The sequence below is a fragment of the Cupriavidus sp. GW823-FHT06D04 genome, assembly GCF_058795055.1.
The window spans coordinates 92,447-106,585 of record NZ_JBXAHL010000002.1 but is presented as its reverse complement, the minus strand read 5'-3'; the positions used below and the strand labels follow the sequence as shown (position 1 = coordinate 106,585).

The 14,139-nt window shown below is 67.7% G+C and carries 14 protein-coding genes; 6 read left to right on the top strand and 8 right to left on the bottom strand.

Annotated elements, in window-relative coordinates; genetic code table 11:
• Positions 1-85: 85 nt before the first annotated feature.
• The 5 genes from AC1Q7H_RS04185 to AC1Q7H_RS04165 form a co-directional block, all read right to left on the bottom strand.
• Complete coding sequence (locus AC1Q7H_RS04185; RefSeq protein ID WP_010814370.1) at positions 86-346, bottom strand: YfhL family 4Fe-4S dicluster ferredoxin; 261 nt, start codon at positions 344-346, stop codon at positions 86-88.
• Between the two features lie 68 nt (positions 347-414).
• Positions 415-900 (bottom strand): pantetheine-phosphate adenylyltransferase, encoded by a 486-nt coding sequence (coaD, locus tag AC1Q7H_RS04180; protein ID WP_010814369.1) that lies wholly within the window; start codon positions 898-900, stop codon positions 415-417.
• A gap of 240 nt (positions 901-1,140) precedes the next feature.
• Positions 1,141-1,845 (bottom strand): 16S rRNA (guanine(966)-N(2))-methyltransferase RsmD, encoded by a 705-nt coding sequence (rsmD, locus tag AC1Q7H_RS04175; RefSeq protein ID WP_013955460.1) that lies wholly within the window; start codon positions 1,843-1,845, stop codon positions 1,141-1,143.
• Between the two features lie 82 nt (positions 1,846-1,927).
• Positions 1,928-3,310, bottom strand: coding sequence for a M16 family metallopeptidase (locus AC1Q7H_RS04170; RefSeq protein ID WP_211980671.1), 1,383 nt, complete (start codon positions 3,308-3,310; stop codon positions 1,928-1,930).
• Positions 3,311-3,319: 9 nt separating this feature from the next.
• On the bottom strand, positions 3,320-4,867 hold the full coding sequence (locus tag AC1Q7H_RS04165) for a M16 family metallopeptidase (protein WP_211980670.1): 1,548 nt from the start codon (positions 4,865-4,867) through the stop codon (positions 3,320-3,322).
• A gap of 217 nt (positions 4,868-5,084) precedes the next feature.
• Between AC1Q7H_RS04165 and ftsY the strand changes: the two genes are divergently transcribed.
• A complete protein-coding gene (gene ftsY / locus AC1Q7H_RS04160) occupies positions 5,085-6,245 on the top strand; it encodes a signal recognition particle-docking protein FtsY (RefSeq protein ID WP_013955457.1) in 1,161 nt (386 codons plus the stop codon).
• Between the two features lie 72 nt (positions 6,246-6,317).
• Here ftsY and maiA read toward each other — a convergent pair whose 3' ends face one another.
• Both maiA and AC1Q7H_RS04150 read right to left on the bottom strand, forming a co-directional pair.
• Positions 6,318-6,965, bottom strand: coding sequence for a maleylacetoacetate isomerase (gene maiA, locus AC1Q7H_RS04155; protein ID WP_013955456.1), 648 nt, complete (start codon positions 6,963-6,965; stop codon positions 6,318-6,320).
• Positions 6,966-6,969: 4 nt separating this feature from the next.
• Entirely contained in the window at positions 6,970-7,671 is a 702-nt protein-coding gene (locus AC1Q7H_RS04150) for a fumarylacetoacetate hydrolase family protein (protein WP_211980669.1), read from the bottom strand.
• A gap of 255 nt (positions 7,672-7,926) precedes the next feature.
• Here AC1Q7H_RS04150 and AC1Q7H_RS04145 point away from each other — a divergent pair, with 255 nt between their 5' ends.
• From AC1Q7H_RS04145 to ybiB, 5 genes are all read left to right on the top strand, one after another.
• Complete coding sequence (locus tag AC1Q7H_RS04145) at positions 7,927-8,574, top strand: ANTAR domain-containing response regulator (RefSeq protein ID WP_492378149.1); 648 nt, start codon at positions 7,927-7,929, stop codon at positions 8,572-8,574.
• 365 nt (positions 8,575-8,939) lie between these two features.
• Complete coding sequence (locus tag AC1Q7H_RS04140; protein WP_013955453.1) at positions 8,940-10,250, top strand: CmpA/NrtA family ABC transporter substrate-binding protein; 1,311 nt, start codon at positions 8,940-8,942, stop codon at positions 10,248-10,250.
• 51 nt (positions 10,251-10,301) lie between these two features.
• The gene (gene ntrB / locus AC1Q7H_RS04135) at positions 10,302-11,207 is read left to right on the top strand and encodes a nitrate ABC transporter permease (RefSeq protein WP_249679039.1); all 906 of its coding nucleotides are present in this window, start codon (positions 10,302-10,304) and stop codon (positions 11,205-11,207) included.
• An 18-nt stretch (positions 11,208-11,225) separates the two neighbouring features.
• Positions 11,226-12,029 (top strand): ABC transporter ATP-binding protein, encoded by an 804-nt coding sequence (locus tag AC1Q7H_RS04130; RefSeq protein WP_013955451.1) that lies wholly within the window; start codon positions 11,226-11,228, stop codon positions 12,027-12,029.
• A gap of 95 nt (positions 12,030-12,124) precedes the next feature.
• Entirely contained in the window at positions 12,125-13,117 is a 993-nt protein-coding gene (gene ybiB, locus AC1Q7H_RS04125; RefSeq protein ID WP_211980665.1) for a DNA-binding protein YbiB, read from the top strand.
• A 19-nt stretch (positions 13,118-13,136) separates the two neighbouring features.
• Here ybiB and AC1Q7H_RS04120 read toward each other — a convergent pair whose 3' ends face one another.
• On the bottom strand, positions 13,137-14,012 hold the full coding sequence (locus tag AC1Q7H_RS04120; RefSeq protein WP_211980664.1) for a pirin family protein: 876 nt from the start codon (positions 14,010-14,012) through the stop codon (positions 13,137-13,139).
• Positions 14,013-14,139: the final 127 nt, after the last annotated feature.

The window sequence follows — 14,139 nt, the reverse complement described above, 5'->3', positions numbered from 1 at the left end:
TAGGTAGTAGCAGTAACTGGGGAAAAGTTAAACCCCCGTCACCTTGCGGTGCCGGGGGCTTTTTTTGCCTGGCTGAAGCTGCGGGTCAGGCGGCGTGCTTTGCGGCCGTCAGCAGCCGGTAGCGCTGCATCAGGACCTCATGCGTTTCGACGCGGTTCGGATCCTTGGGGATACAGGCGACCGGGCAGACCTGCTGGCATTGCGGCTCGTCGAAGTGCCCGACACACTCGGTGCACTTGTTGGGGTCGATTTCATAGATCTCGGGCCCCATCGAAATGGCTTCGTTCGGGCACTCGGGCTCACAAACGTCGCAGTTGATGCAGTCGTCAGTGATCATCAGCGCCATGGTGTTTCCTTCCTGCGGACACGCCCGCGCCCGACTGGCCGCGACTCGACGTATCTGAGTCTGCTATTTTATTCCGGTTTGCCGATTTTCTCTTGCAGCCAGCGTTCCACCGACGGGAACACGAACTTGCTGACGTCGCCGCCCAGCACCGCGATCTCGCGCACAAAGGTGCCGGAGATGAACTGGTACTGGTCCGACGGCGTCAGGAACATGGTTTCCACGTCGGGCAGCAGGTAGCGGTTCATGCCTGCCATCTGGAATTCGTACTCGAAGTCGGACACCGCGCGCAGGCCACGCACGATCACGCGCGCATTGTTGTTGCGCACAAAGTCCTTGAGCAGGCCGGAAAAGCCTTCGACGCGCACATTGGGATAATGCCCGAGCACTTCACGGGCAATGCCGATGCGCTCTTCGAGCGAAAAGAACGGGCGCTTGTTGGGGCTGTGCGCCACGCCCACCACCAGTTCGTCGAAGATGTTCGACGCACGGCGGACCAGATCCTCGTGTCCCCGGGTCATTGGATCGAACGTGCCGGGATAGACCGCGATGACCATACTTCCTCCTTGATCTGCCCGCTGCCGGCCGTGGGCCGCCTCTTGCGCCGGCCGGACCGGCGTGGGTGCTGCGTCGCGAGCGTTGTGACAGCGGCGTAGTGTAACCCCAAATGCGCCACTTGGAAGTCGCCCGGCGCACCGTTTTGCCGCAGCGCAGCTAAGAACCCGTTTCCTATTGAGGAAGGGGACCTTCCTCATTGCGGAACAGGCCTACCCCGACAATCGCCCCAGCCTGGTGCATCAGGCCGCGCCGTTGCCCGGCACGCGATGCTGCAGCAGGTGGAAATGCACCGCGCCGGCGCGCGCGTGGCGCACGATTTCAAGCGATGCCGGCACCGGCGCGTCGGCACCGGTCAGCGCATGGTCGGTCTCGACATAGACTGCGCCGCCGGGCCGCGACAGCCGCGCCGCATGCTCCAGCGCCGGCCCGATCCAGTCCTCGGCAAAGGGCGGATCCAGGAAAACCACGTCGAAGCTGGCATCGGGCAGCTGCGCGGCAATGGCAAAGGCATCGCCCTGCATCACGCGCACCTGGGCCGCGTCGAGCCGGTACTGGTTGTCGCGCAGCTGCTTGGCCACGCGCGCATTGGACTCGACCAGCGTGACCGCGGCGGCACCGCGCGAGGCGGCCTCGAAGCCGAGCGCGCCGGAGCCGGCGAACAGGTCCAGGCATTCCAGCCCGGACAGGTCCTGGCCGAGCCAGTTGAAGAGCGTCTCGCGCACGCGGTCGGGCGTGGGGCGCAGGCCCTGGGCGTCGGGAACGGGCAGCAAGGTGCGCTTCCAGCGGCCGCCGATGATGCGGACCTGGGACGGTTCCTGGCGTGGTGCCTGGCGCGGTGCCTGGCGTGGCGCCGCGGAAACGGGGGAACGCCCGCCGCTGGCAGCGGCAGGAGAGGCGGGTCGCCCGCCGGTGGCGGGCGTCGGCAATCGGGAACGCGAATTCATCCCGTGATTGTAGAGCCTGCGGGCCGGTTCGCCGCACGCGCCGGAGTCCCGGCGCGCATGACGGGCCCAAGCGGTGCCGGCATCACTGCCTGGCGGCGGTCGCAGGCGCTGCCACCGGGCCGCCGACGATCACCGTCGCCATATTGTCCGGGCGCACATGACGCTGGAAAGCGGCCCTGACCTGCTCGCGCGTGACCTTGCCAATCTGGGCGGTCCAGGTGTCCAGGTAATCCAGCGGCAGCCCGTACCAGCCGATATTGGCGACGTTGGTCAGCAGCTTGCGGTTGTTGTCGATGCGCAGCGGGAAACCGTTGATGAGGTTGTCCTTGGCCGCGCGCAGCTCTTTCTCGGTCGGGCCCTCGGCGACAAAGCGCGCCAGCACCTGGCGCACCAGCGCCAGCGCTTCGTCGGTCTGCGCCTTCTTGGTCTGCAGGCTGATGCCGAACGGACCCGGCTGCTTGGACGGCGCGAAGTAGCTGTCCACGCCGTAGGTCAGGCCGCGCTTCTCGCGCACCTCGTCAGTCAGGCGCGAGCTGAAGCCGCCGCCGCCCAGCACGTAGTTGCCCACCAGCAGCGCGAAGTAATCGGGGTCGCCGCGGGCAATGGCCGGCTGGCCGATGGCCACGCTGGACTGCTGTGCCGGATGCGGCATGCGCTGCTCGCTCGGGGCGATGTTCAGGCGCACCTGCGGCATGGCCGGCGCCGCGCTGCCGGGCGGCAGCCCGCGCGTGAGCTGCTCGGCAATGGCTTCGGCCTGCTTGCGGTCGACCGCGCCGATCAGCGTCACCACGGCGCGCTGCGCGCCGTAGTTGTCGCGCCAGAACCTGACGATGTCGTCGCGTGTGATCGACGCCACGCTGTCCGGCGTCGCGGCCACGCCGTAGGGATGGTCGGGATACATGGCCTTGGCCAGCGCCTTGTCGGCGATTACGCCGGGCTTGACGTCGGCTTCGCGGATGGCGGTGATCAGGCGCTGCTTCTCGCGCCCGACCACGGCGTCCGGGTAGGTCGGTGCCTTGATCAGCTGCGCGGCCAGCGCGACTGACTGGTCCAGCTCCGGCTGCTCGGTCAGCGTGCGCAGCCCGATGCCGCCGCGGTCGCCGCCGGCAGCGCCGCCAAAGGCGGCACCGGTATCGGCAAAGCCATCGGCGATCTTCGCTTCATCGCGCGCCGGCTGGCCCTCCAGCGCCGCGGCGCCCTTGTCCAGCAGCGCGGCGGTCAGCGTGGCCAGCCCGGCCTTGCCCGGCGGGTCATAGCGGCTGCCGGCGTCGAAGTCGATATTGACGTCGAGCATCGGGATCGACGGGCTGTGCACGAAGAACACCTTGGCGCCGGTGGACGCGGTCCAGTGCTCGATCGGGATCGCGGCCTGCGCAAGTTGCGCGGCCAGCAGGACGACGGCGCCCAATGCGGCGCCGGCCAGTTTGCGCAGCGCACGCTGCGGGGTGGTGACGTACTGAGTCATCGCCTTTCCTCAGTGGCGCAGGCCCGACGGGGCCTGGGGCTTGGGCTTGTTTGGATCGATCGGCTGCGGCACCAGCGTGGCCACGGTCAGGTTGTCGTCGTTGAAATACTTCGCGGCGACGGCCTGCACCTGCGCCGGCGTGACGGCCTTGATCTTGTCGAGCATGCGGTCGATCTGGCGCCAGGAGATATCCGAGATCTCGGACACGCCGATTTCCATGCCCTGCCCGAACACCGAATCACGCTTGTAGATCTGGCCGGCCACCACCTGCGCCTTGACGCGCTTGAGCTCTTCCGGCGACACGCCTTCCTTGGCGATGCGCTGGACCTCGGCGCGCAGCGCGCGCTCGATCTCGTCGGTGTTGTGGCCTGTGGCCGGCGTGCCGTCGAGTACGAACAGCGACTCGCCGCGGTTGATGCTGTCGTAGCCGACGTTGACGTCGTCGGCCAGGCGCTGCTCGCGCACCAGTTCACGCGTCAGGCGTGCGTTGTCGTAGCCGTTGAGCACGGCCGACAGCACCTCAAGCGCGTAGGGGTCGACGTCCTTCTCGATATCGCGCAGGCGCGGCACCTTGTAGGCCATCACCATGTACTGGTTCTCGGCCGGCGCCTTGACCCAGATGCGCTTGATGCCCTTTTGCGCCGGCTCTTCCTGGTCCTTACGCAGCGGCAGCGTGCGCGGCTTGACCTTGCCGTAGTAGCGCTCCGCCAGAGCGCGCACTTCCTCGGCCTTGACGTCGCCGGTGACAATCACCATGGCGTTGTTGGGCACGTACCAGTGCCGGTACCACTCCTTGACGTCATCCACGCGCATGTTGACCAGGTCGTCCATCCAGCCGATCACCGGGTGGCGGTACGCGGCGGCGGTGTAGACCGTGGCCAGCAGCTGCTCATAGACGGTACCGCGCGCGGAGTCGTCGGTGCGCAGGCGGCGTTCTTCCATCACCACTTTCATCTCGCGTTCGAACTCGTCCTTGGTGATGATGAGGTTGGCCATGCGGTCGGCCTCCAGCTCCATCATCCTCGGCAGATACTGCTTGCCGATCTGCTGGTAGTACATGGTGAAGTCGCGGTTGGTCATGGCGTTCTCACGCCCGCCCAGCGCGGCCACCTGCTTGGAGAACTCGCCCACGCCAACTTTGGGCGTGCCCTTGAACATCATGTGCTCGAGCATGTGCGCCACGCCGGTGGTGCCGCTGACCTCATCGATGCCGCCCACGCGGTACCAGATCTGGTGCGCCACCGTGGGCGCGCGGTGGTCTTCCTTGACGATCAGCCGCAGCCCGTTGGACAGGCGGTATTCAGTCGTGCCCTGCGCGGTCGCGCCGGCCAGGGCGGTCTGCGTGCCGGGCCTCGGCGAGGGCACGGCTTCCTGCGCCCCCGCCGGCATCGACCAGGGCAGCAAGGCCAGCAGCAGCGTGGGAATGACACGCCGCGCAAGACGCGCGGCGCGGGCAGAAAGCGGATTGGAAGGTTGTGAGAGGCGTTGGATGCGCGTTTGGACGCAGGCTTTGGTGCCTTGTGCGCCCGCAGCGGTCAGGACAGCGCAATGGTTCATGCGACCCCGTCTGCTAGAATTTTGCCGATCGACTCACGTGCGCAAGACTGCGCGCATGAATCTGCCATGTAGCGAACTATACGCAATCGCCGGCCGGGACCACAACGGTTTCTCCCCAGCCATCGCGACACCTGCGTAACCCATTGATTTATAACCGGTTGCCTGCTGGCATTGGCTGCCGCCAGGGTATCGCCCCCGGTATTGACTCCATTCCCCAATGTTTAGTTTCTGGAAGAAGCGCAAGGCCGAGCCCGCGCCCGTCGAGGCGCCAGCCCCGGCCCCCGCTCCGGTCGAGGTCCCCGCCCCTGTGCCGGCACCGGCCCCCACGCCTGCGCCAGTCCCTGCGCCCGCACCGGCACCGGTCCCAGCGCAAGTGCCACCCCCTGCCCCAGCGCCCGTGGCAGCCCCGGTCCCCGTGCCGGCGCCCGCACCGGCCGAAGCGCTCGAGCTGGTCCCGCCGCCCGCCCAGACCGCTGAAGCGAAGCTGGGCTGGATGCATCGGCTGCGTACCGGCCTGTCCAAGACCAGCCGCAACATCGGCACGCTGTTCGTCGGCGTCAAGGTCGACGAGGCCCTGTTCGAAGAACTGGAAACCGCGCTGCTGATGGCCGATGCCGGCGTCGAAGCCACCGAGTACCTGCTGGGCGAGCTGCGCAAGCGCGTCAAGGCCGAGCGCATCGAGACCGCTGAAGGCGTCAAGGCGGCACTGCGCGAGCTGCTGACCCAGCTGCTGCGCCCGCTGGAAAAGACCATGGCGCTGGGCCGCGAGCAGCCAATGGTGATGATGATCGCGGGCGTCAACGGCGCCGGCAAGACCACCAGCATCGGCAAGCTGTGCAAGCACTTCCAGCGCTATGACCAGAAGGTGCTGCTGGCCGCCGGCGACACCTTCCGCGCCGCCGCGCGCGAGCAGCTGACGATCTGGGGCGAGCGCAACAACGTCACCGTGGTGGCGCAGGAAAGCGGCGACCCGGCGGCGGTGATCTTCGACGCCGTCAATGCGGCCAAGGCGCGCGGCATCGACATCGTCATGGCCGACACCGCCGGCCGCCTGCCGACGCAGCTGCACCTGATGGAAGAGCTCAAGAAGGTCAAGCGCGTGATCAGCAAGGCTATGCCGAGCGCGCCCCACGAGGTGCTGCTGGTGATCGACGCCAATACCGGCCAGAACGCCCTGCAGCAAACCCGGGCCTTCGACGACGCGCTGGGCCTGACCGGGCTGATCGTAACCAAGCTCGACGGCACCGCCAAGGGCGGCATCCTGGCGGCGATCGCGCGCCAGCGCCCGGTGCCGGTCTACTTCATCGGCGTGGGCGAGAAAGTGGAAGACCTGCAACCGTTCAAGGCGGACGAGTTCGCCGACGCGCTGCTGGGATAAGGCCCGGCAACCTGCGCCAAGCAAAACGCCCCGGCAGTGCCGGGGCGTTTTGCCTTGCAGGCCTGCGAACGCTTATTCCGCGTCGGGCTGCGACTTCGGCTGCGCCTTCTGGAAGGCAGGCAGCTCCATGCAGGTTTCATAGATCCTGGCGATCGCCGGGTAGCGGGCCAGGTCGATATTGAAGCGCTGCGCGTTGAACACCTGCGGCACCAGGCAGATATCGGCCAGCGTGGGCGTATCGCCAAAACAGAAGCGCCCGGCCTTGCCGCCGCGCTCCAGGTTGGTCTGCAGCGACGCAAAGCCCAGCTCGATCCAGTGGTGGTACCACGCGTCCTTGACCTCGTCGGTCACGCCCACGGTGTGCTTCAGGTACTTCAGCACGCGCAGGTTGTTCAGCGGGTGGATCTCGCACGCGATCTCCTGGGCCAGTCCGCGCACATAGGCGCGGTCCAGCGCCGTGCCGGGCAGCAACTTCGGCTCGGGGTGGATCTCGTCCAGGTACTCGACGATGGCCAGCGATTGCTGCAGCACGTGCTCGCCGTCGACGAACGCCGGCACCAGGCCGTCAGGGTTCACGGCGCGGAATTCCGGCTTGAGCTGCTGGCCGCCTTCCTTGAGCAGGTGCACCGGCACATAGTCATAGGACAGCCCCTTGAGCTCCAGCGCAATGCGCACGCGGAACGAGGCCGAGCTGCGGAAATAGCTGTAAAGCTTGAGCATCGGATCAGACTACCTTGATGGTGAGATCGCCCACGCCGCCGACGTGGCAGTGCATGACATCGCCCTTGACCACGGGGCCCACGCCTTCGGGCGTGCCGCTGAAGATCAGGTCGCCCGGCTGCAGCTCGAACAGCTTCGACAGGTACGACACCATCTCCGGCACCGACCAGATCAGGTCGGACAGGTCGCCGCGCTGCTTTTCCACGCCGTTGACCGCCAGCGTCACTGCGCCCTTCTCTGGATGGCCGATGGCCGACACCGGCACGATCGGGCCGATCGGCGCGGACTGGTCGAAGGCCTTGCCGGTCTCCCAGGGGCGGCCGGTTTTCTTCGATTCGTTCTGCAGGTCGCGGCGGGTCATGTCCAGGCCCACGGCGTAGCCGAACACGTGGCCGGCCGCCTGGTCGACCGGGATGTCGCGGCCGCCCTTGCCGATCGCCACCACCAGCTCCACTTCATAGTGGCAGTTGCTGGTGCCCGGCGGGTACGGGAAGGCGCCTTCGGTGCCGTCGGCGACATAGCTGACCGCATCGGACGGCTTGCAGAAGAAGAACGGCGGCTCGCGGTCGGGGTCCGAGCCCATTTCACGGGCGTGGGCAGCATAGTTGCGGCCGACGCAGTACACGCGCCGGACCGGGAAGCTAGCGTTGCTGCCGCGCACCGGCACGCCAACGGGCGCGGGCGGGGCGAACACGAATTCGGTCATGCATCTCTCCAGATTTGTTCTGATCAGTGCTGCGGCGCAGGGATGCGGGGTTGCGGGATGCAGCCACTCGCGGCGTCGCCAGCAGACGCGCCCGGCGCAGCAGGGCAACAGGATACACCGCGAGAGTTGGCTCTGCGTACGACCGCATACAATGAATCCAGGCATCCTCGCAGCGCCACCGCACCGGACTGGCGCAGGTGACCGGATACTTACCCGGCGCGAATCTTGCATGGCGCACTGCAACAGAGCCTAGCCATGACACGACGCCACCCGCCCCCATCGCCCACCCCCGCCGCACCTGCCCCGCCGACTGCCGGCGGCCGGGTGTTGCGGATCCTGCTCGTGCGGGACCCGCATGACGCCGACCCGCTAAACGTCGAGATCATCCGCGGCGGGCTGGTCAGCGCGGGCTTTACCGAGATCCAGATCGTCGATGCCGACCTGCGCCTGCCGGATGTGATCACGGCCACCCAGCCCGACATGCTGATCATCGCGTCCGAATCCGCCGCGCGCGACACCATCGAGCATGTCTGCGTCTCGACCCAGCATGCGCCGCGCCCGATCGTGCTGTTCACCGATAACGACGACAGCCAGCGCATCAAGGCAGCGCTGACGGCGGGGATCACCGCCTATATCGTCGACGGCCTGCGCGCCGAGCGCGTCAAGACCGTGCTCGACGTGGCCTATGCTCGCTTTGAACTGGACCAGCAGCTGCGCGCCGAGCTCGATGCCACCCGCCTCAAGCTGGCCGAGCGCAAGGTGGTCGAGCGCGCCAAGGGGCTGCTGATGCAGGCGCGCGGCCTCAGCGAGGACGAGGCCTACAAGCGCCTGCGCAGCATGGCGATGGAGCGCGGCCTGAAGCTGGTGGACGCGGCCCAGCGCGTGATCGACGTGATGGGCTGAGCCGCTCCCGCCTGCCAGTCGTGGTGCGCTGCCGCACGCGACTGGTGCAATGCACGCTCCTGGCGCTGCCGCGCGGCGTCACCTCCCTCCCCGGCTCCCCCGAATGTGGCAGCGGCGACCGCGCGCGCACCGCATCCGACCATTCCCTCCCGATCCGTCACAAATCCGCCCTCGAATGCTGCACTGCACAGGCTGGCATACGCCTTGCGTTATGCAGGTATCGGCCAACGGCGGCCGACCAACCATTTCGGCGGACACGGCCAACGCGGGCTGCGTCACGCCACGGACAACGGCGTCCCTGCGCCGCACCGGTCTTCTGGCGAAGCCGGTCGCGGCAGGGACGCCTTTTTTCTTGGAGCCATGCAATGCCCTCTCGCCTCAGGATTGCCAAGCCGCTGCACGCAGCCGTCCACGTTTCCGACGCGGCTGCCGACGCCGTCCCGGCCAGCAGCGGCCGCCGCCGCGTGCTGGCCACCATCGCCGGCGCCAGCGTGATGACGCTGGTCGATCCGCTGGTGCGCGCCGGTGCGTGGGCTGCGGGCTCGGATGCGCCCGAGAAGACCGATGTGCGCATCGGCTTTATCCCGCTGACCGACTGCGCCTCGGTGGTGATGGCCGCCACGCTCGGGCTGGACAAGAAATACGGCATCAAGATCACGCCGACCAAGGAAGCCTCGTGGGCCGGCGTGCGCGACAAGCTGGTCAACGGCGAGCTGGACGCGGCGCACGTGCTGTATGGCCTGATCTACGGCGTGCAGCTGGGCATCGGCGGTCCGAAAAAAGACATGGCCGTGCTGATGAACCTGAACCACAACGGCCAGGCCATCACGCTGTCGTCCAAGCTCGCCGAGAAAGGCGTGAAGGACGGCGCCAGCCTGAAGGCGCTGATGATGAAGGAGAAGCGCGACTACACCTTCGCCCAGACCTTCCCCACCGGCACGCATGCGATGTGGCTGTACTACTGGCTGGCAGCCAACGGCATCAACCCGATGCAGGACGCCAAGGCGATCACGGTGCCGCCGCCGCAGATGGTGGCCAATATGCGCGTGGGCAATATGGACGGCTTCTGCGTGGGCGAGCCCTGGGGCGCGCGCGCCATCGCCGACAAGATCGGCTTCACCGCCGAGACCACGCAGGCCATCTGGAAGAGCCACCCCGAAAAGACCCTGGGCACCACCGCCGAATTCGTGCAGAAATACCCCAACACCGCGCGCGCGATGGTGGCCGCGGTGCTGGAGGCATCGAAGTTCATCGATGCGTCGGCCTCCAACCGCCGCAAGACCGCCGAGACCATCGCCGCCAAGTCCTACGTCAACACCGACATGGACATCATCCTGGACCGCATGCTGGGCCGCTACACCAACGGCCTGGGCAAGACCTGGGACGACCCCGACGCGATGAAGTTCTACCAGGACGGCAGCGCCAACTACCCGTACCTGTCCGACGGCATGTGGTTCCTGACCCAGCACAAGCGCTGGGGCCTGCTGAAGGAACATCCGGACTATCTCGCCGTGGCCAGGCAGGTCAACCGCATCGACGTCTACAAGCAGGCCGCCGCCGCCGCCCAGGTGCCGCTGCCCAAGAGCGACATGCGCAGCGCCAAGCTGATCGACGGCGTGGTCTGGGACGGCAAGGACCCCAAGGCCTACGCCGACGGTTTCAAGATCAAGGCCTGACGCAAGCCTTCCCCCACTGATCCGCAGTGCCCCTGACGAAAGGAGCCAGACGTGAATGCCATAGCCCACACTACGCCCGATGGTGCAACTGTAGCCGCCAGCGCCGACCCCGACACCAAGGAGCGGGCGCGCCGGCGCGAGCAGGAAATCGCCGCGCAGGCCCGGCGTGCGCAACGCCGCGAAGCGGTCGCCGCGCTGGTGCTCAAGGCCGTGCCGCCGGTACTGGGTTTTGCCCTGTTCGTGCTGGCCTGGCACGGCATCGCCACGATGATCCCGGCCATCCCCACGCCGCAGGCCACATGGAACGCCGCGGTGCCGCTGTTTGCCGACCCGTTCTACCGCAACGGGCCCAATGACCAGGGCATCGGCTGGAACGTGCTGGCATCGCTGGCGCGCGTCGCGGCGGGCTTCGGCCTGGCCGCGCTGGTCGGCATCCCGGCCGGCTTCCTGATCGGGCGCTTTGCCTTCCTGAACGCGATGACCGCGCCGGTGATCAGCCTGCTGCGCCCGGTCTCGCCGCTGGCGTGGCTGCCGATCGGCCTGCTGCTGTTCAAGGCCGCCAACCCGGCCGCGATCTGGGCGATCTTTATCTGCTCAATCTGGCCGATGGTGATCAACACCGCGGTGGGCGTCACGCGCGTGCCGCAGGACTACCTGAACGTGGCGCGCGTGCTGGACCTGTCGGAATGGAAGGTATTCACGCGGGTGCTGTTCCCCGCAGTGCTGCCCTACATGCTGACCGGCGTGCGGCTGTCGATCGGCACCGCGTGGCTGGTGATTGTCGCGGCCGAGATGCTGACCGGCGGCACCGGCATCGGCTTCTGGCTGTGGGACGAATGGAACAACCTGAAGGTCGAGCACATCGTGATCGCGATCTTCGTGATCGGCATCATCGGGCTGCTGCTCGAGCACGCGCTGCTGGCGCTGGCCCGGCGCTTCAGCTACGGCACCAACTGATACGCGGGGAGAATCGCCATGGACAAGTTCGTCAGCATCGAAAACGTCGGCCAGACCTTCAAGACCCGCAAGGGCCCGTTCGTCGCCCTGCGCGATATCAACCTGCAGATCGCCGAGGGCGAGTTCATCACGCTGATCGGCCATTCCGGCTGCGGCAAGTCCACACTGCTGAACCTGGTCGCGGGACTGGCCACGCCCACCACCGGCGCGCTGATCTGCGCCGGGCGCGAGATCGCCGGGCCGGGGCCAGAGCGCGCGGTGGTGTTCCAGAACCATTCGCTGCTGCCGTGGCTGACGTGCTTCGAGAACGTCTACCTGGGCGTGGAGCGCGTCTTCGCCGCCAACGAGAGCAAGCCACAGCTCAAGGCGCGCACGCATGACACGCTGGCGCTGGTGGGCCTGACGCACGCCGAGAACAAGTACCCGCATGAAATCTCCGGCGGCATGAAGCAGCGCGTGGGCATTGCCCGCGCGCTGGCGATGGCGCCCAAGGTGCTGCTGATGGACGAGCCCTTCGGCGCGCTCGATGCGCTCACGCGCGCGCACCTGCAGGACGAGCTGATCAAGATCGTGGCGCGCACTCGCAGCACGGTGGTGATGGTGACCCACGACGTCGACGAGGCCGTGCTGCTGGCCGACCGCATCGTGATGATGACCAATGGCCCGGCCGCCACCATCGGCGAGATCCTGAAGGTGGGCCTGCCGCGCCCGCGCGACCGCGTCGCGCTGGCCGATGACAAGGCCTATCACGCCTGCCGCACCGCGGTGCTGGACTTCCTCTACCGCAAGCAGCGCAACCCGGCGCTGCAGGAAGCCGCGTAGTGTCCTCAGGAGGCGATGCGCGGTGACCGGCGGCGGTGGGCGCGGCGGCCTGGCTCCGCTATCATGAACCCAGAACAGACTACCCCCACGCCGCCATGACCACGCCAGCCACGTCCTTCCCTGCTGCCCGCTATATCAAGGAGATCGGCCGCGGCGTCAACGGCGCGCGCGCGCTGCCCCGCGAAGACGCGCAGGCCCTGTTCGACGCCATGCTGGCCGGGCGCGTCTCCGACCTGGAGCTTGGCGCCATCCTGATGGCCTACCGCATCAAGGGCGAGGCCCCGCACGAGCTGGCGGGCATGCTGGAAGCCGCCCATGCGCACTGCCAGCCGCTGCCGGCGCCGCCTGACCGGCAGGTGGTGGTGATCCCCAGCTACAACGGCGCGCGCAAGCAACCCAACCTGGTGCCGCTGCTGGCGCTGCTGCTGGCGCGCGAAGATGTCCCCGTGCTGGTGCACGGCACGCGCCTGTTCAATGGCCGCGTGACTAGCATGACGCTGTTCGAGGCCCTGGGCGTGCCCTTGTGCGCGACGACCGACGAGGCCTCGGCACGGCTGCGCGAGGGCAGCGACCTCGGGCCGCTCGCGGTGTTGCCGGTGGATGTGCTGTCGCCCGGGCTGTCGCAGCTGCTGGAGCGGCGCACCGTGATCGGCCTGCGCAATTCGGCGCATACGGTGGCCAAGATGCTGCAGCCGGTGGGCGAGCATTCGCCCGCGGAAGGGTTGCGCCTGTACAGCTACACCCACCCCGAATACCGCGAGACGCTGACCGACTACTTCTCGCATGAGCCCGCCAACGTGCTGCTGGCACGCGGCACCGAGGGCGAAGTGGTGGCCGATGCGCGCCGCACCAGCCGCATCGACTGGCTGCATGAGGGGCACCAGCAGACGCTGGTCGATCCGGCCGTGGGTTCACTGGCCGAAGTACCTGAACTGCCGCCCGGCAGCGACGCCGGCCAGACCGTGGCCTGGATCCGGCGCGTGCTGGACGGCGCGGTGCCGGTGCCGGCACCGATCGCGATCCAGGTCGATGCCATCCGCGAATGCCTGCGGCAAGGCACCCACGTGACCTGGGCCAGCCCGGTCTGAGCCAGCCCCGGGACCGCTGTCAGGCCTTGCGCGGAGGCAGCGGGATGCGCTCGGTCTCGCCCGGCACGTGCGGGAACTGATCGTCCTCCCAGCGCTGGGCGGCAGCCTCGATCGCCACCTTGCTGCTGGCAACGAAATTCCAGTAGATAAAGCGGTGCCCGTCGGTCGGGTCGCCGCCCAGCAGCATCACGCGCGACGGCGCCGTGGCCGTCAGCGTCGCGGGCTGGCCCGGCGTGAGCACCACCATATGCTCGGCCGGCAGCGGCTCGCCGTCGAGCGCCACCGCGCCATCCACCGGATAGACGCCCCGTTCGGCATGCTCGGCCGGGATCTCCACGCTCGCGCCCGCATCCAGCTCGATCGCCACATACAGGGTGCGGCTGAAGACCTTGACCGGAGAGACCTGGCCAAAGGCATCGCCCGCAATCACCACCATGCGCACGCCCGGCCGCTCGATCTGCGGCAGCGTGGCAGCGGGATGGTGGAAGAACGACGGCTCGGCACCCTCATGCTCCTGCGGCAGTGCCACCCAGGTCTGGATGCCGTGCAGCCGGGCCCCGGCGGGGCGCACATGCTCGGGCGAGCGTTCCGAGTGCACGATGCCGCGCCCGGCGGTCATCCAGTTGACGTCGCCTGGGCGGATCGCCTGGTCGCTGCCCAGGCTGTCGCGGTGGATGATCTCGCCCTCGAACAGGTAGGTGACCGTGGCCAGCCCGATATGGGGATGCGGACGCACATCAGCGCCGGCGCCCGGCGGCAGCTGCACCGGCCCCATATGGTCGAAGAAAATAAACGGCCCGACGGTCTGGGTAGCGGCGGCGGGCAACAGCCGGCGCACGGTAAAATCGCCCAGGTCGCGCACATGCGGCTTGAGCAAGTGTTCGATAGCAGACATAACTCCTCCGGTGGAATGAGAGAGGCTCGCAAGGATGCCAGCGCGCCGCAGGTGGGTCGAGTGTAGCCGCTGCTGCAACAAATCATTGCAGCAGCGGGCAGAACCCCCGTGCCCCGCGCCGCTCTAA

What these genes read in the sequence shown, in the direction of transcription:
- AC1Q7H_RS04185 (WP_010814370.1), bottom strand. Translation starts at nt 346, where the DNA reads ATGGCGCTGATGATCACTGACGACTGCATCAACTGCGACGTTTGTGAG.
- coaD (WP_010814369.1), bottom strand. Translation starts at nt 900, where the DNA reads ATGGTCATCGCGGTCTATCCCGGCACGTTCGATCCAATGACCCGGGGA.
- rsmD (WP_013955460.1), bottom strand. Translation starts at nt 1,845, where the DNA reads ATGAATTCGCGTTCCCGATTGCCGACGCCCGCCACCGGCGGGCGACCC.
- AC1Q7H_RS04170 (WP_211980671.1), bottom strand. Translation starts at nt 3,310, where the DNA reads ATGACTCAGTACGTCACCACCCCGCAGCGTGCGCTGCGCAAACTGGCC.
- AC1Q7H_RS04165 (WP_211980670.1), bottom strand. Translation starts at nt 4,867, where the DNA reads ATGAACCATTGCGCTGTCCTGACCGCTGCGGGCGCACAAGGCACCAAA.
- ftsY (WP_013955457.1), top strand. Translation starts at nt 5,085, where the DNA reads ATGTTTAGTTTCTGGAAGAAGCGCAAGGCCGAGCCCGCGCCCGTCGAG.
- maiA (WP_013955456.1), bottom strand. Translation starts at nt 6,965, where the DNA reads ATGCTCAAGCTTTACAGCTATTTCCGCAGCTCGGCCTCGTTCCGCGTG.
- AC1Q7H_RS04150 (WP_211980669.1), bottom strand. Translation starts at nt 7,671, where the DNA reads ATGACCGAATTCGTGTTCGCCCCGCCCGCGCCCGTTGGCGTGCCGGTG.
- AC1Q7H_RS04145 (WP_492378149.1), top strand. Translation starts at nt 7,927, where the DNA reads ATGACACGACGCCACCCGCCCCCATCGCCCACCCCCGCCGCACCTGCC.
- AC1Q7H_RS04140 (WP_013955453.1), top strand. Translation starts at nt 8,940, where the DNA reads ATGCCCTCTCGCCTCAGGATTGCCAAGCCGCTGCACGCAGCCGTCCAC.
- AC1Q7H_RS04130 (WP_013955451.1), top strand. Translation starts at nt 11,226, where the DNA reads ATGGACAAGTTCGTCAGCATCGAAAACGTCGGCCAGACCTTCAAGACC.
- ybiB (WP_211980665.1), top strand. Translation starts at nt 12,125, where the DNA reads ATGACCACGCCAGCCACGTCCTTCCCTGCTGCCCGCTATATCAAGGAG.
- AC1Q7H_RS04120 (WP_211980664.1), bottom strand. Translation starts at nt 14,012, where the DNA reads ATGTCTGCTATCGAACACTTGCTCAAGCCGCATGTGCGCGACCTGGGC.